Raw genomic sequence first — 21,156 nt, 5'->3', positions numbered from 1 at the left:
ATAGGGGCGACGCACCACACATGGAGGTGGCGCGTCGCACAGAGGTGAACGCGTCACGCAGAAACCCCAGCCCGGCGCGTATGGGGGATTGCGCGCCGGGCCGGGGGGCTCGGGGAGGAGAGACCCTGGACTACTTCGTCAGGTGGAGCTGCTGACCCGGGTAGATCAGGTCGGCGTCCTCGACGATGTCCTTGTTCAGCTCGAACAGCTGCTGCCAGCCGCCCTTGACCTTGTGGTCGGCGGCGATCTTGCTCAGGGAGTCGCCGGAGGCGACCTTGTACTCGCCGTCGCCCTTCTTGACCTTCTCGCCGGTCGGGGTGGTGACGGTCTTCTTCGACTCGGCCTGCGGGGCGGCGGAGCGGTCCGAGCGGGAGGCGGCCGGGGCCTCGGTGCGCTCGGCCTTCTCCGACTGGGCCTGCTGCTTCGGCGCGACCGGGGTGCTCTTCTGCTCGGTTGCGTTGGAGCTGGAGGTGGAGTTCGAGGAGGAGCCGGTGTCGACGCCCGGGTCGACACCGTCATTGGTCAGGTTGCCGGCGCCGGCACAGCCCCAGGCACCCGGACCCTGCATGTCGAGGAGCTTCTCGGCGGCGGCGATCTGCTGAGCCTTGGTGGCCAGGTCGGCACGCGGGGCGTACTGCGTACCACCGGCGGCGGCCCAGCTGGACTGCGAGAACTGCAGACCGCCGTAGTAGCCGTTACCGGTGTTGATGGACCAGTTGCCACCGGACTCGCACTGGGCGACTGCGTCCCAGGTGGCGACGGAGGCGGCGGAGGCGCTGGTCGCGCCCATCAGCGGTACGGCGACAGCGGTACCGGCAACACCGGCGAGCGTGGCGATGCGGACGGCCTTGGACGGGCGGCGGTGCTTGCCCTTGCTGGAAAACAGCATGGAACTTCTCCTCACCGACGCCTACGAGGTGAGCTGTCGGGTTCGGGCCAAGTGAGTTGCCCGGTCGCACGTCCTAGCACGCGACTTCACCCCAAGCCGGTCCTGATGCGTCTTTCGACGATCGGGCCCGGCGGCTTACCTGGGTCCCCCGCTCCTGCCAACGGCGCTTTACGCGTCTGTTTCCCTTCGACCGACGGCAGGATTCGGCGTGACGGTCGACGGGGCCCGCGGTGCGAGCGGCTCCGACCGTAAACATACGCAACCCCCACATTCAAAGACGGACACATCGGACAATCTTCCTCTACTTGCATCTGAGGAACCGTCGTTTTCGCAGGTGGGGGCGGTGCAGAAGGGTTACCCGGGCGCGACACGCCAGTTGACGCAAAGAGACCCATGTCTCACTTACACATAAGCGGACATAGGTCTCTGAACTACCCCAGTTTTTGAGGCACTTTTAACCGATTTTCAGACTGCCCTCACTCGGCCTTCACGTCGAGATCGAGGCTCCGGCCGGGGAGGATGAGGTCCGGGTCGGAGCCGACGGCCTCCTTGTTGGCCTCATAGAGTGCGGGCCAGCCACCGGAAACCTTCTGTGCGTCAGCAATCGCCCAGAGGCTGTCGCCGGGGTGCACGGTGTACGTACCGTCGGCGACCGAAGCGCCCGCGTCGCGCGCGTCGGCGTCACCGCGGGAGGCATGGCGGCCCGACTCACGGTCACCGCCGTTCGCGCCCCGACTCCCTTCGGGGGCCGGCGCACCGCGGTGCTTGCCACCGACATCGCCGGACGAATCGGATGAGCCGGGCGAGCCGGATGAATCGGGCGCCCCGGAGGACGGATTGGCCGACGCGGTGGCCGAAGGCTTCGCGGACGTCTTGGCCTTGTCGGCCGACTTGTCGGCACCGCTCGAGCCCTTCGAGCCGCCCGTAACGTCCGAGGCCCTGTCCGACGGCGTGGCGTCATCGGACGGGGCCGCCGACGCACCGCCAGCCGGCTCCGCGCCCCGCGTCGGCTCGGAGGAGGGCGCGGACCCCGGGTCGACACCCGGCAGCGTCCCGTCCACCGCGAGGCCGGAGATGACCGCACAACTGGGCCACGCCTTCGGGCCCTTGTCGTCCAGGACCTTCTGGGCCACGGCTATCTGCTGCGCGCGGCTGGCGAGGTCGGCACGCGGGGCGTACGTCTCGCCGCCGTACGCCTTCCAGGTCTCCTGCGAGAACTGCAGACCGCCGTAGAAGCCGTTGCCGAGGTCGGCGCTCCACATGCCGCCGCTCTCGCACTCGGCCACCCGGTCCCAGGTCGTGGCGTCGGCCGCGTGCGCACCGGTCGCGCCGAGCAGCGGGATGGCGATGGCCGATCCGGTCACGCCCGCGGCGACGACGATGGCGGGTGCCTGACGAGGGCGGCGGTGCTTGCCGTTCGCGGAGCCCATGGGGTTGCCTTCCGTGTGACTGACGAGTGACTGGTGAGTCGAACGGTGAACCTAGCGGGACTCGAACGTGTGTCACAAGTCGATGCAGCACAGATCACGTGAAAGTCACGGAGTTGACGGAGCGTCACCTTGCGCCGTGACGGCCCCCGGTGCGAACTCCACGGGCAGAGTGCGCAGTCCACGCATGATGAGCCCGCCACGCCACCGCAAATCAGTAGGTTCTACCGCAAGTCGCAGATCCGGAAGGCGACTCAGAAGCGTCGCGAGCGCGGTCTGTCCCTCCAGTCGGGCGAGCGGTGCTCCCAGGCAGTAGTGGATGCCGTGCCCGTATCCGAGGTGCTGATTGTCACGCCGTGCGAGGTCGAGCGTGTCGGGGTCCTCGAAGCGCTCCGGGTCGCGGTCGGCTGCGGCGAGTACGACGAGTACAGGGTCGCCGGCCGCGATGTCCTGTCCGCCGAGCGTCAGCGGCTCGGTGGCGAACCGCCAGGTCGCCAGCTCCACCGGGCCGTCGTACCGCAGCAGTTCCTCGATCCCGGTCTCCAGCAGATCGCTCTCCCCCGCGTCGAGGGAGCGCTGCAGCCGCTCGCGCTGCGCGGGGTCGCGCAGCAGTGCGTACACCCCGTTGCCGATGAGGTTGACCGTCGTCTCGAACCCGGCGAAGAGAAGGATGAAGGCCATGGCCGCGGCCTCGTTCTCGGTGAGGTGCTCGCCGTGGTCGCTGGCCCGGATCAGCCCCGAGATCAGGTCGTCCCCCGGGTTCTCCCGCTTGCGGTGGATCAGTTCGGCGAGATAGCCGCGCATCTTCTTCACCGACCTGGCCACCCCGCCGCGCGGGCCGCCGCCGTGGCGGATCATCATGCCCGCCCAGTCCCGGAAGTCGTCCTGGTCCTCGCGCGGGACGCCGAGCAGATCGCAGATCGCGTAGATGGGCAGCGGGAACGCGAAGTCGTGGATGAGGTCCGCCTTCCCCTCCGCGATGAAGCGGTCGATGAGGCGGTCCGTCAGTTCCTGCACCCGCGGCGCGAACTCGGCAACTCGGCGCGGAGTGAACGCCTTGGAGACGAGGCGGCGCAGCCGGGTGTGGTCGGGCGGGTCGATGTTCAGCAGATGCGTCATCAGCTCCGCCTTGCGCTCGCCCGGGATGCCCGTCTTCCCCTTGGCGTGCGCCGGCTCGGCGTGGTGCGCCGGGTTCTTGGAGAGCCGGGTGTCGGCGAGCGCCTGCCGGGCGTCGGCGTACCGGGTCACGAGCCAGGCCTCGACACCGCTGGGCAGCGCGGTCCGGTGCACGGGACTGTGCTCGCGCAGCCAGGCGTAGGCCGGGTACGGGTCGGTGGCGAACTCCCAGGTGAAGAGTTCGGGGGCGCCTGCGGGGCAGGCGGCGGGATGATCGGCTGGGCGGTCGGCGGGGCTGTGGTTCACCCCCCGACGTTACCCGTTGCCCTCCGCCGCCCTGATGGCGTCCCGGTAGGCGCGGCCCGCGGCCCGCAGTGCGGCTTCGGGGTCGACGCCGTCCTGTTCGGCGCGTACGGCGAGGGCGAGGAGCTCGTAACCGATGCCATCGCCCGTGGGGAGCGCCACATCGAGTCCTGCGGTTCGGACCCGGCCGGCCAGCTTCGCCGCGAGCGCCAGTCCGGGCTGGCCGAGCGGGACTCCGTCGGTGACCGAGTCGCGCTGCTTCTCGATGGCCTTGGTCCGCAGCCAGTGGGCGTGCACGTCCTCCGGGGTCTCGGCACTCTCGTCGCCGAAGACGTGCGGGTGGCGGTGGATCAGCTTCTCGACGAGGGTCGCGGCCACGTCGTCGACGGAGAACGGCTCTGCTCCGTCCTCGGGGCGGCCCTCCTCGGCGATCCGGGCGTGGAAGACGACCTGGAGGAGTACGTCCCCGAGCTCCTCGCGCAGCTCGTCGCGGTCGCCGTCCTCGATCGCCTCGACGAGTTCGTACGCCTCCTCGATGGCGTACTTGGCGAGGCCCTTGTGGGTCTTCTGTGAGGTCCAGGGGCATTCGACCCGGATCCGGTCCATGACCTGGACCAGATCGAGGAGCCGGGCGCCCGGCAGATCGTACGAACCGGGCAGCAGCTCCAGGTCCGGCATCTGTACCCGGCCCGAACCGGCGAGCCGGGCCAGCCCGTCGGTCAGCGGCTGGCTGCCCTCGCCGCCCGTGAGAACGACGACGCTCCGGCCGCCCGCGCAGGCGTCGACGAGCTCCTGCGCGGTGGGCGCGGAATGCTCGACGCTGACGCCCGCCTCGCGCAGATACGGCAGCTGCGGGTGGTCCTGCTCGGCGCAGAGCACCCGGTCGGCGGCGTGCAGCGTCTGCCAGGCGGGCCAGGACAGAAGTCCGGGCGCGACGCGGTGGCTGGCGGTGAGCAGGACGATACGGCCGGGGTCTTCAGCGTTCACCGTTCGAATCTACCGCGGTCGGTCCGGTCGCCGTTTTCCACGGTCTTCTAGGCGCCGGCCCCGTCGCCCGTCCCTGCGGGCTTGGTGACCTGGGTGATCCAGGGGGCCTTGTAGTTGGCGAGCTGGGTCTGCTTGTCGTCCCAGGCGCCGTAACGCGGATTGACGTCGACCTTCAGTGCTTTCGACGCCTTGCTGAGGGCATCGCCGACGGCCTTCTGCCCCTCGGGCTGCTGCAGGTCGGCGCCGAGCGCCTGGGCCAGCTTCGTCAGCTGGACCTGCTCACGCAGGACGGCATCGATCTGGTCGGGGGCGACCCAGCTCTGCTGGAGCATCGCCGTCCGCAGCTGCGTCTCTCCGCCGGACTGGGCGGCCGCCGCCTTCCGCATCTGCTGGATCTCGTTGCGGCTGACGGTCACGCCCGCGTCCTGCGCGGCCCGGTCCAGGACCCGGTCGAAGATCATGCCGTGCAGCTTGGCCCGGCTGAGCTGCCCGGACTTGTCGATGAGCTGGGACGCGTCCTTCGAATCACGCTGGGCCTCGCGTACGGCCGCCACCTGGCCCTGCAGCGTGGACACCTCGATCCGGTCCCCGCCGACGAGGGCCGCGGCGCCCGGGTGGGCCTGGCCGCCGCAGGCGGTCAGGAGTGGGGCGCCGGCGAGCAGGGCGGCGGAGACGGTGAGCGCGGTGCGACGGCGGCGGTGCAAAGGAACCTCCCGGGGAGAGTTTGTGCATCAGTGCACAAGACCTTGCGTTGATCGATGTTAGGCAGTGGATGTGGTTGGGGCCACTGGTTCGACCAACGATTCGGAAGGAGTTGGGGATGTGGGCCCGCTCGGGGGTGCCCGGCGGCGCTCAGGACAGGCGTTCGGCTGCCGGAACCTTGCTGTCCGGGCGCAGCATGATCGTGCGCGACACGACGAATGTGATCGGGATGGCCGCCGCGGCCGCGACCAGCGGCGCGTACCGGCTGCTGAAACCGGCGAGATCGACCAGCAGATAGACACCGCCCGTCGTGATGACGAAGTTGGCGGCGTTGGTGAGCGGGAAGAGCAGGAACTTCCGCCAGGTCGGACGGGTCCGGTAGGTGAAGTAGGAGTTCAGGAAGAAGGAGCCGGTCATGCTCAGCGCGAAGGCGACCACATGGGCGGCGATGTACGGCAGCCAGGTCAGCAGGACGAGGTAGCAGCCGTAGTACGTGCCGGTGTTCACGACTCCCACGAGGGCGAATCGGGCCATCTGTGCCTTGACCGTCATCGGCGTACGAACTCCCGGGGCTCCCGTATCGGCTGCGGCGCCGCTTGGGTGTTCGTGGCCTTCACCAGGAAGTGCGGGCGCCGCTTCACCTCGTAGTAAATACGGCCGACGTACTCGCCGACCACCCCGACCATCACCATCTGGACCCCGGCAAGGGCGGTGACCACGACGAGCAGGGTGACATAGCCGGGGGTGTCGACCCCTCTCACCAGCGCGACGCCGACGATCCACGCCGCATAGGCGAAGGCGACGGACAGCAGCAGCATGCCCAGATAGAGCGCGGCTCGCAGCGGTTTGTTGTTGAAGGAGAGAAGTCCGTCGAGACCGTAATTGAGTAGTTTTCCGAAGGTCCAGGCGGAACGGCCCTGCTCGCGGACGGCATTCTCGTAACTGAAGGTCGTGGTACGGAATCCCACCCAGGCGAAAAGGCCTTTGGAGAACCGGTTGTATTCGGTGAGTTCCAGTACGGCGTCGACCGTGCGGCGGGACAGCAGCCTGAAGTCACCGACGCCGTCGACCAGTTCCACGTCCACCAGGCGGTTGATCAGCCAGTAGTAGGCGCGGGCGCTGACGGTGCGGGTGACGCGGTCACCCTTGCGGGTGCGGCGGGCGATCACCTGGTCGTAGCCGTCCGCGTGCTCCTGGAGCATCCGGCCCACGAGCTCCGGCGGGTGCTGGAGATCGGCGTCCATGATGACGACCGCGTCGCCCTCGGCGTGCTGGAGGCCGGCCAGCATGGCGGCCTCCTTGCCGAAGTTCCGGCTGAAGGAGACATAGCGGGCCCGCGGGTCGGCGGCGGCCAGCTTCTGGAGGATCACCAGGGTCCGGTCCGCGCTGCCGTCGTCGACGTACACCAGCTGGAATTCATGTCCCAGCCTGGTCATTTCGTCCGTGACGCGTTCATGGAAGCGTTCGAGGATCTCTTCCTCGTTGAAACAAGGCACCACCAGCGAGATCAGCACGGATGTACATCACCCCGTCCACGTGTCGGAATCCGATGCTTCATATGACCGATGGGCGTCCATCACGTGAACTGACCCATTTCGACAGGGGTTTATGCGTTCGAGGCTGGCATATTCCTGCGCATGCCGACTTTCCGTCCCCGCCTGCGTGCGGGCTCGCTCGCCGCGCTGCTCACCGTCGCCGCCGTCTGTGCGGGTGATGCCTGGGCGCGCAGCTTTCCGTTCGGGCCGCACACCCGGAGTGTCAACGACCTGGGCAATCAGTTCGTGCCGTTCCACGCCCGGCTGTGGGACCTGCTGCACGGGAGCGCCGACGGCGGAGTACTGCTCAACTGGTCGTCCGGGTACGGGACAAGCTTTCTGCCGGATCTCGGCACCTATCTGACCAGCCCGTTCGCCCTGCTCGTCGGGGTCTTCCCACGTGACCGGATGGATCTCGCGGTCTATGTGGTGACGGTGCTGAAAATGGCGTCGGCCGCGGCGCTCATGGCCCTGTTGCTACTGACGCTGCGCGGCGGTCGCTGGTGGGTGGCGGGCGTGCTCGGTGGTTCGTACGCGCTGTGCGGCTGGTCGGTCGTCGAGGCGTCGTACAACCCGATGTGGCTGGACGGTCTGGTCGCCCTGCCGCTGCTCTGCCTGGCCGCCGAGTGGGCCCGGACGGGACGGCACCGCATCGCCGCGCCGTTGCTCGTCGCGGTGGTGTGGGCGGCCAACTTCTACACGGCCTACATGGCGACGCTCGGGGCCGCTCTGGTCCTTGTGGTCCGGCTCTTCACGGAGCGGGAGGACCGGCGGGCGGCGGTCCGGGGGCTGGTGCGGGCGGTCTGCACGGTCGGGGTGGGTGTCGGTCTCGCGGCGCCCGTCCTGATTCCCGTCTACTTGGGGACGAAGCATGCCTACCCGGGCTGGGACCGGACGTTCGCGCCCGCCGCCTGGCCCGATGTGCTCGCCCGGCTGCTGCCCAACACGTACAGCTTCTTCACCCCGGCTCTCTTCCTCGGCACGGGCACCCTGCTCCTGGCCTGTGCGCTGGCCTTCCAGCGGTCCGTGCCGCGGCGCGAGCGGTGGGCGTGGGCGGGGCTGGTGGCGGGGGTCGCGCTGTCGTTGCAGTGGGGGCCGACGCATCTGCTCTGGCATGCGTTCGCCACACCCAACGGCAGTCCGTACCGGCAGACGTTCGTGCTGGCCGGGCTGGTGGTGATCGCCGCCTGGATCTCGGTCTCGTACGACTGGCCACAGTGGCGGGCAGTGCTCGGCGGCGGCGCGGTGCTGGTGCTGATCGCGGTCGGGGCCGGCTTCAGCGGTCTGGTCACGCGGTGGACGTATCCGCTGTTCGCGGCCGGTCTGGTGGCTGCGGTGGGCGCTCTGCTGCTGGTCGGGCGCGGCCGGAGGTTCGCGGTGCTCGCCGCCGTGCTGCTGATCGGCGCGCAGGCGGGGCAGGCCGCCGCGACCACCGCGTTCGCCGACCGGCAGAAGCTGAACCGGCTGGACCACTACGCGCCCTGGGGCGAGCGGCAACGGATACAGGCGGCGGCGGTCGCGGGCGCCGACGGCTGGCCGCGCTATCGCACCGACCCCGGCCGGGAGCAGACCACCGCGAACGATCCGCTGCTGGTGGGCGGGCAGGGCGCCGCGTACTACAGCAGCCATACGCCCGCCGTGCTGACCCGCACGCTGCGTGCGCTGGGCGGCGGGTGGACGTCGAACGGCCGGGCCGTGCAGAGCCTCGACAACCCGGTCACGGACGCGATCTTCTCGGTCGGTGCGCGGGTGCGGGGGCCGCGCGACCCGTATCAGGTGTGGAACGCCCCGGACGACCGGCCGGTGACGGTGAGCCGTGAGGAGGCGCCGCCGCTGGTGACGGTACGGCCGCCGGGCGGCCCCGTGCCGTACGGCCGGTCGCCGTACCGCAACCAGGAGGAACTGCTGGGTTCGCGGGTCTATACGGTGCCGACGACGGTGCTGCGCGCGCGGGACGGTGGCGCGGTGGCGGACCGGGGTGCGTACGACTACCGGGTGGGACGCGGTACGTACACGCTGACCGCCCACTGTCCGGCCGCCTCGGAGGCGTATCTGTGGACGCCCGACCTGTTCGGCTCCGCGCGGCTCGGCAAGGGCCCGGAGGTCGAACTCAAGGGGCAGCTCCCGGCCCGCCGCGCCCCGATGGAGCGCCTGGGAACGGCGGGCGGGAGTGCGCCGGTGGTGGTCACGCTGACCTCCGTACGCGAGGGGACCGTGCCGCACGAGGCGATCGGCTGCCTGGACCGGTCCCGGCTGGCCTCGGCGGTCGCCGGTCTGAAGCGCACAGGTGCGACCGCCGTCCATGTCACCGCCAACGGCATACGGGCCGAACTGCCGCCCGGCAGCACCGGAACGGTCGTGATCGCAGCGCCCCGCATCGCGGGCTGGAGCTGCCAGGGCCGGCCCGCCGACAGCTATCTGGGCCTGGTCGCCACCCCGGCCCCCGCCCACGGCACCGCCGTCGACTGCACCTTCCGCCCGCCGGGCCTGCGGGCGGGTGCGGCGGTGGGCGGGGGCGCGGTGCTCGCCCTGCTGGTGGCGGGGGTGTGGGGGGCGCGGCGACGACGGCGGGACCCCGCCTCCGGGAACTAGCCCACGATCGCGACCGGGGCGTCCCAGGCGTTCCGGTCGATCGTGAGCGTGCCGCCGGTGTGCGTCACCTTCTTGTTGACGGCGTACTGGTGACCGCGGCGGTGCCCGGTGTACAGCGTCGAGGCGTACGGGAAGCCCGTGGTGGTGGAGTACACATCGTCGTAACGGGCGTACCAGAGGATCTCCGGCAGGTCCGTACGGTTCGTGGCGTTGGCCACGACGGCGGCGCTGGAGTTGCTGAAGCCGTAGAAGCCGGACCAGTACCCCTTGGCCTTGACCGTCTTGTCGAACGACCGGATGTAGGTGAGCACCGTGTTCACGCAGGAGGTGTTCTTCGGGTCGAAGTACTCCATGTCGAGGTAGACGGGGCTGCCCGGCTTCATACCGAGCGCGGCCTCCTTCGCCACGGCGTCGTTGGCGTCGGTGACGGCCAGTGAGGCGGCGTTGGCGGCGGTCATCTTCTCCGGGTTGGCGCTCGTCTGGCACGGCGGCTGCGCACCGACGTACAGCGGGACCAGCTTCCAGCCGATGGCGCTGACGGACTTCACCCAGGAGGCGGTGAGGTTGGGCTGAGCGCAGCCGCGGTTCTTCCCGCCGACGTACACGGCGGCACCGTGGTAGACGGAGGAGCTGTACCAGCCCTTCATGGTGGTCAGCGACGGTGCGGTGCAGGTGTCGAAGACATGCCCGGTGTAGATCTTCGGCGCGGGCCTGGAGACGGTGGTGGCGATGGCGGCCTCGGCGGCGAACGCGCCACCGGCGAGTACGGCCACGCCTGCCACGGCCAGGGAGATGCGGCGACGCTTCTTGGATATGCGGTGAGAAGGCACAGAGACCTCGACAGTGCTCGAAAGAAGTGTGAGGCCGACGGGGCAGGCGAGTCGTCAGCCGCCCCGGCGGCAGATCACGGTCTCACGCCGGAGTCGGCCTTTGCCCCCGGCTGCGGTCTCCGTGACAATCCATTGCGGAAGCTTGGTGTGTCCATTACTCGCCCTCGTCGGGACCGTCACCGGCTCCGCCGCCCTGTCAGCCGCCGTGCACCTCCACCTGGCGGTCGAGGCGGCGGCGCAGCTCCACCGGCAGCGGATGGTGCGGCCCGTACGCCCGCTCCGTGTCGTACAGCAGCCCCTGCAGCTGTACGCGCGCCGCCACATGGTCGCCGACCGCGAGCAGCAGGTGCCCGATGCGGTTGCGGATCTCGAAGGAGCGGGCCGGGTCGTTGCCCATGGCGTGGTGGTTCTCGTAGTACGGGAGAACCGCGCGGTACTCCGCGAGCGCGGCGGCCGGTTCGCCGAGCTGCTCCAGGCACTGGGCCGCGTCGTAGCGGAACTGGAGGGTCTGGGCGTCGGCCGGGCCGGCCTGCGCCGCGCGGTCGTCGGCGAGGCGGCGCAGTTCGGGCAGGGCGCGGCGGTACTGGCCGTCGTCCATCAGCGTCGCCGCGTACTGCTTGCGCAGGATGCGGACCACGGCGGAGTCCTCACCGTGCTGTTCGGCCGCGACCGGGAGGATGGAGCCGAGGATGTCCACGGCCTGGGTGATGCGGCCTTCGCCGAGCAGCTTCTTGACGTCATCGACGGCGGCGGCGACATCGGGCCGGGCTGCGGCCGGGGCGGGCGGGGCCGGAGACGGGGGCGGGGTGGTCGCGCGGTCGGGCCACGGGGCGTGCGGGCGCAGGAAGGGGCGGGTCGGGTCGAGCGGCCCTGTCGGGTGACCGGTGCCCCGGGTGGGGAGCAGCGGGGCAAGGTGTTCGTACACCTCCTGAGCGCCGGACGGGCGGTGCTGCGGGTCCTTGGCCAGCAGCCGCAGCACCAGCGCTTCGAGCGGTTCGGGGATGTCGGGCCGGATCCGGCGGACCGGGAGCGGTGGCTCGTAGAGGTGGCGGTGCAGCACACCGAGGGCGGTCGACCCCGCGAACGGCACGTCGCCACTGAGCAGTTCATGAAGGAGCACACCGAGTGCGTACAGATCGGTATACGGGCCGACAGCACCACCCATCGCCTGCTCGGGAGCCATGTATGCCGGGGAGCCGATCGGTGAACCGGTGTGGGTGAGACGGGTGGTGTCGGTGTCCAGGACGGAGGCGACGCCCAGGTCGAGGACGGTGACGGTGCCGTCCGGACGCACCATCACATTGCGGGGCTTGAGGTCGCGGTGGACGATCGGCACCGCGTGCACGGCACAGAGGACGGCGCAGAGCTGGGCGGCGACCGCGACGGACCACTGCCAGGGGTACGGGTCGTGCTCGGCGAGATGGTCGGCGAGGTCGGCGCCCTCTACGTACTGCATGACGAGGTACAGGTCGTCGCCGTCGCTGCCCGCGTCGTGGACGGTGACCAGGCCCGGGTGGTCGACCTGGGCGGTGACCCGGCACTCGCGGACGAAGCGGCGGCGCAGCTCGCCCGCGGCCTCGCTGCCGATGGGGCCGGTGACCCGGTCGGGGCGGAGCAGCTTCACCGCGACCCGGCGGTCCAGTCGCTGGTCGTAGGCCGTCCAGACCTGGCCCATGCCGCCCTGGCCGAGGATGGTCGCCAGCTGGTACCGCCCGCCGATGAGGCGTCCGCTCACCGTCCCTCCTCCTTGCGGAGGTAGTCGCTCAGCTCGTCGAGCTCGGCACGGACCTGGTCGATGCGCTGGGGCTGGGGGTGCGGTTGAGGGTGCGGCCGGGGGCTCGGTTGAGGGGGAGCCGAAGGGTGAGGCTGGGGCTGCTGGTACTGCTGCGGTGGTGCGGCGGGCGGCTGCATCGGCTGCCCTGCCTGCATCGGCTGACGCAGCGGCGGCTGTTGTACGGGCATGGGCGCGGGGGCGGGCACACGCATCGGCACCGTGGGCGCGTATCCGTACCCCGGCGCCGAGGGCGCGTAACCGCCCATGAGGTTCCGCTTCGTGAGCTGTTCGTAGTGGCGGATGTCCCCGACCAGGTAGTAGGCGGAAGCGGCCGCCATCGCCAGCAACAGCAGCGGTATGAGGACGTTGTCGATGCCTGTGGGCTCGTCATTGCCGTCCCTGCCGAGGATCGGCAGGAGCACACAGACGAACACGAACCCGGCCCCGGTCAGCCACCAGTCGGACGTCCGGCGGCGCACGATCGCGAGGCGGAGCAGCGGGCTCCACAGCAGCAGTCCGAGCGAGCACACCGAGAGCACGACGAACAGCACACGCATCGAGACGATCCAGGCCCGGCTGGGAACCCGGCGCGGCGGCGTCGGCGGATGACCCGGGGCGTACATGGCTGCTCCTGGAGACCTGGTCGTTGAACGTCCACGCACACGCTCGATGCACGCAGATCAGAGCGTAAAGGGCGACACCGACAACCGGCCCCGGGTTGTACGGAACCGTTGTGGTTCACCTCACTTCGGCGCGACCGTGCCGTCCGTCAGTCCGTCGTACATCCCCTGGACCAGTTGTCCGCCGAGCCGGCCGGCCAGCCGGAGCGCGTCCTCGAAATCGGCCAGGGCGCGGAACCGTTCCCCGTACCTCTGCTGCTCCGCGAGCGGCAGCCGGGGCAGTTGGAGGCGGCGGGCGTCCAGCCGGGTGGCGGTGGAGGCGTAACTGCTGGCCTGGCGGTTGTTGGCGGTGCCGCGCAGGAAACCGGCGAGGAACCAGGGGTCGAGGGCGGCCGGATCGGGGCGCAGCAACTGGAGGTTGCGGCCCAGTGCGGCGCCCGCGGTGGCGTCGTCGATGACACGGGCGACGGAGCCGCCGCCGAGCACGGGGACGACGACATCGCCCGGTTCGACGAGGACCGGCTCCTCGGGGGGCCCGTCGACGGGGAGACTTCCCGAAGGGGCGGTGGAGCCGAGGACGTCGTGTTCCGTGAGGACGGGGACCGGGCCGGTGCCGGGGCCGCCGGTGCGGAGCTGGAGGGCGCCGGCGCGGGCGAGTTCACCGACGGTGGTGAGCGGCCAGTGGGCCGGGTCGGAGAGGGTCACGGCCGGGGGGGTGAGGGTGCCGGTGAGACCGAGCGTCTCGGTGAGCCGTTCCCGTACGCGAATCAGTTCGGCCGGTCCGCCCGCGGCTGCCGGGGGCGGCAGATGGCGGGCGGGGGCCAGGTCCACGTCGTCGTCGAGGAGTTCGATGACGGGGACGGCGCGGCTGACGCCCGGGCGGGTCCCGAGCGGGTGGCAGGGACCGGTCCGGTCCGCCCGGCCGGGCCTGCCCGTGCCTGCGCCCTCGACCTCGCCCTCGCCCTCGCCCTCGAACGACTGCCAGGCGTCGAGTACGGCGCTGCGCACCGCCTGCCAGTCGAGCCGGTCGCGTCCGCCTGACGGGGCGGCGGCTGCCGGGCCCGCCGAGGGGGATTCGGCGGGTTCGGCGGTGTCGACGAGCAGCAGTTCGGGCGAGGGATGCAGGCCGCTGCCCGGCTTGCGCAGCACCCAGAGATGGAGCGGGATGCCGTACGGGGGTGCGGCGCCGGCGGGGAGTGCGATGACGGCGCGCAGGGCGCCGCGGCGCAGCAGATCGGCGCGGATCCGGCGGCCGGAACGGCGCGACGCGGCGGCCGGGGGCATCAGGAGTACGGCGGTGCCGCCCTCGCGCAGATGGGCCAGGGCGTGCTGGACCCAGGCGAGTTCGGACTCGGTGCGGGCCGGGAAGCCGTACTCCCAGCGCGGGTCGTAGGCGAGCTCGTCGTGGCCCCAGTTGCGTTCGTTGAACGGCGGGTGGCAGAGCACGGCGTCGGCGGCGAGGTGCGGGAAGGCGTCGGCGCGCAGGGTGTCGCCGGTCCGTACCGCAAGGGCGCAGCTGTTGTCGGGGTCGGTGAGCAGGGCGAGCCTCAGTGCGGTGAGCGCGGCGAGGTCGGGGTCGGTCTCCTGCGCGTACAGGGCGGTCGGGCGGCCGACGGCGCGCAGCAGGGCGCCGGTGCCCGCGGCGGGGTCGAGGACCGTGCGGGCGGGCTGTTTCCCGGTCTCCACCAGGGCGGCCATCAGTTCGGCGAGTCCGGTCGGGGTGAGTGTGTACTGGCGCGGGTTGGCGTCCAGTTGGCGGCCGAGCAGGAACTCGAAGGTCTGCCGGGCCCCGGTCTCGGCAGCGAGTTCCGCGGCGCCGCGGAGCAGCGGAATGGACGGCAGCAGTTCCGCGCGGCTGGGGGTGTGAACAGCCCGTCCGGCTTCCGCGGCCGGTCCGAAGCGGGCGGCGAGCACGTCGTTGAGGGCGAGGGACAGCACACCGGCCATCCGCTCGTCCGACACGGCGGTGATCTCGGGCCAGACGGTGGGGCTGTTCCGCAGGAGCAGCAGGGCGCAGCCCGCGTGGACCAGGGCGGGGACCGCGCCGGCCGGGTGTCCCGCGAGTTGCTGCCAGACCCGTTCACGGAGTGGGACCTCGGCGAGTTTCCCCTGGTCGCGCAGCCACTGCTCGACCTCGGGCAGCGCGAAGGACGGGCTCGTCTCAGTGCCGCCGACGGGCTTGGGGAAGTCGGCATGGCGACGGCGCCAGTTGCTGACGGCGGCGCGCCCCACACCCGCGAGCCGGGCGATCCCGGCCGCGGTCACCTCTGTCGAGTTCTCCGGCACTGACTGTCTCCCTGGTCCTGATCCTGGCGGTCCTGGCGGTCCTGGCGGTCCTGGCGGTCCTGGCGGTCCTGGCGGTCCTGGCGCTCGTCCCCGTACTGGTTTGTCGGCGAGCATACCGACCGCGTTCACGCGACATTGATTCACGGCGTGCATCAACCCATCAAGCGTGAACAGTGTTGACTCGGTTCACAAGCTCTGCTGTTATTGACCCGTCGCTACACGAAAGCGATGCACGGAACCGCTCACCACCCATCTCTGCATTTGCCGGAGGGCACAGCCATGTCCCAGTTCACGCAGCCGCCGCAGTCCCCGCAGCCCCAGCAGCCGTACGCCCCCGCCCAGACGCCGGGCGTGCGCCCGGCCCGTAACGGACTGGGCATCGCCGCTCTCGTCCTGGGTGTCATCGGCGCCGTCTCGGGCCTGATCCCGTTCCTGTTCTGGCTGGCGGGCATCCTCGGCGTCATCGCCCTGATCCTGGGCCTGGCGGGCCGGGGCCGGGCCAAGCGCGGCGAGGCCACCAACAAGGGAATGACGACCTTCGGCGCCGTCCTCGGCCTCATCTCGCTGATCCTCGCGGTGGTGGGTGCGGTGATCACGTTCAAGGCCGTGGACGATGCGGTGAACGACCTCAACAAGGCGGTGTCCGACACCACGGCCTCCGCGAAGCCGAAGCCCGGCAGCGACTCCGCGAAGGACGGGGACGCGGCGAAGAAGAAGGACACCGGCAAGGCGCTGGAGGCCGGGGACTCGGCCGTGTACGACGACGATCTGACGGTCACGGTCGGCGACGCCACCTCGTACACCCCGGACACGTACGCCGCCGGGCACACCAAGGGCAACAAGGCCTATCGGGTCGCCGTCGTCATCGAGAACGCGGGCAAGGAGAAGTTCGACTCCGCGCTCGTCAGCGTCACGGCCCGCGCCGGCCAGGACGGTGTGGACGCCGATCAGATCTTCGACGGCAAGGTCGGCGAGGGCTTCAGCGGCACGGTACTGCCGGGCAAGAAGGTCACGGTCCAGTTCGCCTTCGACGCCCCCTCGGACGCCAAGAACCTGACCGTCGAGGTCAACCCCGGGTTTACGTACGACGCCACCCAGTGGGACCTGAAGCTCTGACCTTCCCCCTCGACCGGAGCCGACCACCATGCGCCCACTCGCCCGCACCGCGGCAGCCGCTCTCTGCACCGTGACAGCCCTCGGCCCCACGGCGGCCTGTGACACGCTCTTCGACGATGCACGAAGCGCCGCTCCCTATGCACGGCTGACCGGCCCCGAGATCGTCAACAAGGCCCTCGCGGCGACCCGGGGCGCCAAGTCGGTACGTATGACGGTGGAGACGACCTCCCCCGAGGGCCCGGTCGAGGCGTTCGTCGCCACGGACGTCAGGGGCGAGTGCATGGTCACGCTGTCCATGGGCGCGGCGGGCACGATGGAGCTGGTGCGGACGGGCGGCACGGTCTACACCCTGTCCGACGCCGCGATGCTGCGAGCGGCCGCCGCCGCCGACATCAAGAAGCTCACGGGCCGCTGGGTGAAGCCTTCCACCGGCGACCGGCACGCAGAACTCGCCGAGCGCCTCTGCGACCGGGAGTCGTTCCTCGGCCTCCTCGCAGCGAAGAGCGCAACGGCCCGCAAGGGAAGAACGGCGACGGTCGGCTCCTACGTACCCACCCTGACCGTCACCGGTACGACGGACGGCGGAAAGTGGACAGCGAACGTCGCGACCGAAGGCAGGCCCTGTCTGATGAAGCTGCACTTCCCGCACAGCGGAACAGGACACGCCGCCGGCCCCATAACGGTCGAGTTCTCCGAGTTCGACAAGCCGTTCACGGCGAAGAGACCGAAGACCTGACGCACCCGGACCGCCTGACCGGACAACGGAACCCGCCCCACCCCGGGGCGGGTTCCGTCCGCGCGTTCACTGCACACGGCGCAGAATCAGCCGCCGCACTGCTCGGATCACCTCAACGAGTTATTCAGCACGCCGGACGGGCTCTACGTTCCCTTGGCGACGGCGACTCCGTACGACGCAGTCCCGGACACAGATGACGACGCGGAGACCACCGCCCTCCCCTGGGCTTTCGACACCCGGCAGTTCCGGCGGACCCTCGTACTACAGGTCCCCTGTCGCAAGGGTCATCAGCTCGCCTGACGCCCGGCGTCCCGAAACAGACGAACTCAGGCAGGAGATCACTTCGCTGAAGCAGTCCGAGGCCCAGCTCCGCCGGGAGAAGGCAGCCGAAATTCGGGAGCTGTGCGCGACTGTGGCGGCGTACGCGAATCGGATTCAAGTACTGGCTCTCAGGAACGCCGAGTTGGAAGCGGACGTCCGCCGACTGCACACCCAGCTCGACGGGCGGCAAGGAGGAGTGATCAAGCAGCTCAAACGCTCGGGGACAGCGGGTGTGAGTAGTTGAGGTGCAGCAAATCCCGGTGAGATTGTGCTTGATGTTCGGTCCGGCCGTGTTGGGCCCGTTGTCAACGCATCGAAGTGCGATCCGGATCACTCTGTTGCCTTCTTGCATGCTGAAGACGGTAGAGAGGTGGTTGTCGTTGGGCGAGAGGACGAGAAGACGTGGATGTATATGAAGCCGTGGACAGTCGCCGGGCCGTGCGAGCGTTCAGCGATGAGCCGGTACCCAAAGAGGTACTCGAACGAGTGCTGGCCGCAGCGACGCGGGCTCCGTCGAGTGGGAACCTCCAGCCGTGGCATGTGTATGTCGTGACCGGCGAACCCTTGGCCGAACTGAAGAAGCGCGCGACGGCCAGGGCACTGGCGGGAGACCCTGGTGATGAGCGGGAATATCCGATGTACCCGGCCGAACTGACCTCGCCGTATCTGGACCGCTTTTCCGCCGCGGCCGCCCAGCGGTACAAAGCGCTGGGGATCGAGCGCGACGACCTCGACAGACCCACAAAGATCGCCGCCTTGAACTCGGAGGCCTTCGGGGCGCCGGTCGTGCTGTTCTGCTACCTCGACCGGACGATGGGGCCTGGGCAGTGGGGGGACGCAGGGATGTACTTGCAGACGGTCATGCTGTTACTGAGGGCGGAAGGCCTGCACAGCTGCCCCCAGGTGATGTGGACGATGTATCGCAAGACCGTCAGCCAGATAGTCGGGGCTGATGACGGGCTCGTGCTGTTCTGTGGTGTCGCGGCGGGATTCGAGAGGGAAGGCGCCCCACGGCTGCGTACCGGGCGGGCGGACATGACAGAAACAGTGAGTTTCATCGGGGTGTGACAGCTTGGCGGTCAGGATCCACAGGAGACCCCAGCCAAGCAGTCGGTGACCCATACGGTCACCATCCCATCGAAGGCTGGCACAGGTCGCGGAACTGGGCGGCGTGGCCTGACAACAGGCAGCAGGGCGAAGGGCCGAAGGCAACAGAGCGGTGGATGTGCCGGGGCGGCCACCCTCGCTACGACCAGGACCACCACGCCCGCACCCGGGCCGAAGCCCGCCGCGCCGCGCCGCGCTCGAAGCCGCAGGCCGGATGACGTTCGAGCCGTAACACCTGCGGCTCAAGCACCGCACTGGCGAAGCATCATGCTCTTGTCCGCCGCCGTCACAGGAAGCTCGTACTTCTCCGCCACCTGCGCGAACCGCACCGAGTACGAGCACCGAATCGCCCTACTCGGCGGCAGCCAAGACGCGGGTCCTGAGTCCCCCTTGGCCGAATTCGTGGAGCCCGACACCGGCAGCAGATTGAGGACGTCATTCGCCAGTCGCTGCCGCTTCTGCTTGTCCCAGCGTGCGGCACCCATCTGCCAGGCGTACGACAACGGCACCACGTGGTCTATCTGTACCTCCGTGGCCTTCGCTTTCTTCCAGGAGATGTCCTTGCCCGTGTACGGGTCGTACAGGTTCATCGACACGACCACGCAGTCCGAACCGGAGCGGAACTTCACGTCCTTGCCGTCCCTGGCGAGGAGATCGTTACGGGTGTCGCAGCCGTTCCTCGCGAGCGGTATCCCGTCGACCGAGTCCTTCCACGCGTAGCCGAACTTGTCGCGCGCGTACCCGGTCTTCGGCCCCCGCCCCTTCGTCGCCACCTTTTCGATGATCTTCCGGCCGGCTGCCCTGTCCGCCTCGGACGTGAGCGGCGCGAGCCCCGGCTTCGTACCGTCGGCATTGTCGAGCGGACTGGCCCCGAATCCGGTGACGGCCTGACCGCCGCCCTGCCGCCCGGCCCCGGAGGACGTCTGCTCGGGGTCACAGCCGACCAGAGCCAGCACCGCCGCCGCGCTGAGGGCGGGCAGCATCACTCGGTACGTGCGGGGAGGTATCACTCGAAGCCGTCCTGACGGGGAGAAAGCCGAACCCGGGAATCCTACGGAGGCCTATCCCTGGGAGGCATGCACATGGCTACGGTTCGGGCCGGATGCGGCCTGAATCACACTCCCGTCGAACCACCGAACCACGGCAGGTTCACCACCGGGGGCTACAGCCTGTTCACCGATACCCGCGATCACAGCTCCGGTTAACATGCATCTATGTATGTTTCCTCGACGTATGATTCATCCATGCATGTTTCGCCGAGGTCCGGGAGGTAGACGCATGGGCTTCTACGGCCGTCAACGCACACTCGCCGATCTGGAACGCCGCATGCTGCGCATCCGGGAGTCCGGAACCGGGCAGCTGCTCGCCGTGCGCGGGCGTCGGCAGGTGGGAAAATCCCGGCTCTTCACACGCTTCGTCGAGCAGTCGGGGCTGCCCTACCTCTACTTCTCCGCCGTGAAGAACGCACCGCCCGCCCTCCAGCTCCAGACCCTCACAGCCGAGCTGCACACCTCGACGACCCCGCTCGCCGATGCCGGTTCGCTCTTCTCCGCTCCTCCCGGCGACTGGCGGGACGCACTGGGCCGGATCGCCGTCGCCTGCCGCAGCACCCCCTCCGTCGTCGTCATCGACGAGTTCCCGTGGGCTGCCGCGGCGGATCCGACCCTGGAGGGACAGCTCCAGAACGCCTGGGACCGACAGCTGGAGAACACTCCCGTTCTCTTCGTACTGATCGGCTCCGACGTCGGGATGATGGAGCGGCTGACCGAACACGACGGGCCGCTCTACGGCCGGGCCAGGAGCAGCACTGTCGCTCCCTTCGATCCCGCCGAGTGCGCCGAGGCCCTGGGCGGCGGCGGGAACCCTCTGGCCGCTTTCGATACCGCACTCATCACCGGGGGCTACCCACGCCTGGTGCTGGACCGAGCACGCGCGCGCAGCACTCGGGCGTTCGTGCACGAACAGCTCGGTGACGAGAACAGCGATCTGGCGGTCATGGGACAGCGGTCTCTCGACGCCGAATTCCCCGACGCGCAGCAGGCGCGGCGCGTCCTGTCCGCGATGGGGGGTGCCGATATCGGAGTCAGCACGTTCACCCAGGTCGTCGGAAGGCTTCCCGAGGAAGGAAGCACCGCGCACACAGCGGTCACCAGGGCCATAAAGGTGCTCGCCGGCAAGGGAGCGGTCAGCGTCGACGTACCGGTGGGCGCGCCCGCGAACAGCAGGCTGCGGCGCTACCGCATCGACGACCCGTACCTGCGCTTCTGGTTCCGCTTCGTCGAGGAACAGCAGGCCCACATCGCCCGCGGCCGGGCGGACATCGCCCGCGGCGCCTTCGACCGGGGCTGGCCGAGCTGGCGGGGCCGCGCCATCGAGCCACTCGTCCAGGAGGCGGTGTACCGGCTCGCCCCGGAGCTACCGGGGCTGGAGGACACCGGACAGGTGGGGAGCTGGTGGAACCGTGACAACAGCCAGGAGTACGACATCGTCGTCCCCGCCGCCTCGGGGAAGCGCACGCTCCTCCTCGGCTCGGTCAAGTGGCGCGAGACCAAGCGCTTCAGCGACCGTGAGCTCTCCCGCCTCACCGAGGCCCGGTCCGCCGTACCGGGCGCGTCGGCGGCCCCTCTGCTTGCGGTGTGCCCGGCGGGGGTTGAGGACGGCGTACACCCGGATCTGACACTCACCCCTGCGGATCTGCTGGCCGCCTGGCGCGCGTGAAAAGCCCTTCCCCCGAGGTGGCGCAGTCACGTTCCGCACACTCGTGGACTGCCGTGGGTAGCCGTCCCTCTGGCGCGGCAGACCACAGCATCGATCT

General features: G+C 69.8%; 17 protein-coding genes and 1 riboswitch. Of the genes, 5 read left to right on the top strand and 12 right to left on the bottom strand.

Features of this window, described 5'->3' with window-relative positions:
- Positions 1–130: 130 nt before the first annotated feature.
- The 7 genes from OG953_RS26120 to OG953_RS26090 all read right to left on the bottom strand — a co-directional run bounded on the left by OG953_RS26120 (position 131) and on the right by OG953_RS26090 (position 6,938).
- Positions 131–889, bottom strand: coding sequence for a transglycosylase family protein (locus OG953_RS26120; protein ID WP_405687279.1), 759 nt, complete (start codon positions 887–889; stop codon positions 131–133).
- A gap of 3 nt (positions 890–892) precedes the next feature.
- A riboswitch (cyclic di-AMP (ydaO/yuaA leader) is annotated at positions 893–1,065 on the bottom strand.
- Positions 1,066–1,365: 300 nt separating this feature from the next.
- Positions 1,366–2,319, bottom strand: a complete 954-nt coding sequence (locus OG953_RS26115) for a transglycosylase family protein (protein ID WP_405687278.1) — start codon at positions 2,317–2,319, stop codon at positions 1,366–1,368.
- 105 nt (positions 2,320–2,424) lie between these two features.
- Complete coding sequence (locus OG953_RS26110; protein ID WP_405687277.1) at positions 2,425–3,738, bottom strand: cytochrome P450; 1,314 nt, start codon at positions 3,736–3,738, stop codon at positions 2,425–2,427.
- A gap of 9 nt (positions 3,739–3,747) precedes the next feature.
- Complete coding sequence (locus OG953_RS26105; protein WP_405687276.1) at positions 3,748–4,722, bottom strand: nucleoside triphosphate pyrophosphohydrolase; 975 nt, start codon at positions 4,720–4,722, stop codon at positions 3,748–3,750.
- Positions 4,723–4,769: 47 nt separating this feature from the next.
- The gene (locus OG953_RS26100; RefSeq protein WP_405687274.1) at positions 4,770–5,426 is read right to left on the bottom strand and encodes a SurA N-terminal domain-containing protein; all 657 of its coding nucleotides are present in this window, start codon (positions 5,424–5,426) and stop codon (positions 4,770–4,772) included.
- A gap of 148 nt (positions 5,427–5,574) precedes the next feature.
- Complete coding sequence (locus tag OG953_RS26095; RefSeq protein ID WP_405687272.1) at positions 5,575–5,976, bottom strand: GtrA family protein; 402 nt, start codon at positions 5,974–5,976, stop codon at positions 5,575–5,577.
- A complete protein-coding gene (locus OG953_RS26090; RefSeq protein ID WP_405687270.1) occupies positions 5,973–6,938 on the bottom strand; it encodes a glycosyltransferase family 2 protein in 966 nt (321 codons plus the stop codon). The genes OG953_RS26095 and OG953_RS26090 overlap by 4 nt, the downstream gene beginning before the upstream one ends.
- Before the next feature lie 123 nt (positions 6,939–7,061).
- Between OG953_RS26090 and OG953_RS26085 the strand changes: the two genes are divergently transcribed.
- Positions 7,062–9,551, top strand: a complete 2,490-nt coding sequence (locus tag OG953_RS26085; protein ID WP_405687269.1) for a YfhO family protein — start codon at positions 7,062–7,064, stop codon at positions 9,549–9,551.
- Here the strand turns inward: OG953_RS26085 and OG953_RS26080 are convergent.
- The 4 genes from OG953_RS26080 to OG953_RS26065 all read right to left on the bottom strand — a co-directional run bounded on the left by OG953_RS26080 (position 9,548) and on the right by OG953_RS26065 (position 15,061).
- Positions 9,548–10,381, bottom strand: a complete 834-nt coding sequence (locus OG953_RS26080; RefSeq protein ID WP_405687268.1) for a glycoside hydrolase domain-containing protein — start codon at positions 10,379–10,381, stop codon at positions 9,548–9,550. The two genes, OG953_RS26085 and OG953_RS26080, sit on opposite strands and share 4 nt — an antisense overlap.
- Before the next feature lie 196 nt (positions 10,382–10,577).
- On the bottom strand, positions 10,578–12,116 hold the full coding sequence (locus OG953_RS26075) for a protein kinase domain-containing protein (protein ID WP_405687266.1): 1,539 nt from the start codon (positions 12,114–12,116) through the stop codon (positions 10,578–10,580).
- Complete coding sequence (locus OG953_RS26070) at positions 12,113–12,778, bottom strand: hypothetical protein (protein ID WP_405687264.1); 666 nt, start codon at positions 12,776–12,778, stop codon at positions 12,113–12,115. Before OG953_RS26070 ends, OG953_RS26075 begins: the two co-directional genes overlap by 4 nt.
- 120 nt (positions 12,779–12,898) lie before the next feature.
- Entirely contained in the window at positions 12,899–15,061 is a 2,163-nt protein-coding gene (locus tag OG953_RS26065) for an N-6 DNA methylase (protein ID WP_405687263.1), read from the bottom strand.
- 279 nt (positions 15,062–15,340) lie between these two features.
- On the opposite strand from OG953_RS26065, the gene OG953_RS26060 reads away from it, so the two are divergent.
- The 3 genes from OG953_RS26060 (at position 15,341) to OG953_RS26050 (ending at position 18,302) form a co-directional block, all read left to right on the top strand.
- A complete protein-coding gene (locus OG953_RS26060; RefSeq protein ID WP_405687262.1) occupies positions 15,341–16,177 on the top strand; it encodes a DUF4190 domain-containing protein in 837 nt (278 codons plus the stop codon).
- A 28-nt stretch (positions 16,178–16,205) separates the two neighbouring features.
- On the top strand, positions 16,206–16,913 hold the full coding sequence (locus tag OG953_RS26055) for a hypothetical protein (RefSeq protein ID WP_405687261.1): 708 nt from the start codon (positions 16,206–16,208) through the stop codon (positions 16,911–16,913).
- A gap of 723 nt (positions 16,914–17,636) precedes the next feature.
- The gene (locus OG953_RS26050) at positions 17,637–18,302 is read left to right on the top strand and encodes a nitroreductase (RefSeq protein WP_405687259.1); all 666 of its coding nucleotides are present in this window, start codon (positions 17,637–17,639) and stop codon (positions 18,300–18,302) included.
- Between the two features lie 281 nt (positions 18,303–18,583).
- On the opposite strand, the gene OG953_RS26045 is transcribed toward OG953_RS26050, so the two are convergent.
- Complete coding sequence (locus OG953_RS26045) at positions 18,584–19,324, bottom strand: HNH endonuclease family protein (protein ID WP_405687257.1); 741 nt, start codon at positions 19,322–19,324, stop codon at positions 18,584–18,586.
- Between the two features lie 295 nt (positions 19,325–19,619).
- On the opposite strand from OG953_RS26045, the gene OG953_RS26040 reads away from it, so the two are divergent.
- The gene (locus OG953_RS26040; RefSeq protein WP_405687255.1) at positions 19,620–21,059 is read left to right on the top strand and encodes an ATP-binding protein; all 1,440 of its coding nucleotides are present in this window, start codon (positions 19,620–19,622) and stop codon (positions 21,057–21,059) included.
- Positions 21,060–21,156: the final 97 nt, after the last annotated feature.

Origin of the sequence: Streptomyces sp. NBC_00057 (assembly GCF_045041165.1) — a bacterium.
In the GTDB taxonomy this organism is placed as follows: Bacteria; Actinomycetota; Actinomycetes; order Streptomycetales; family Streptomycetaceae; genus Streptomyces.
The sequence above is the reverse complement of the archived record's forward strand: the minus strand, read 5'-3'. Positions and strand labels throughout refer to the sequence as shown.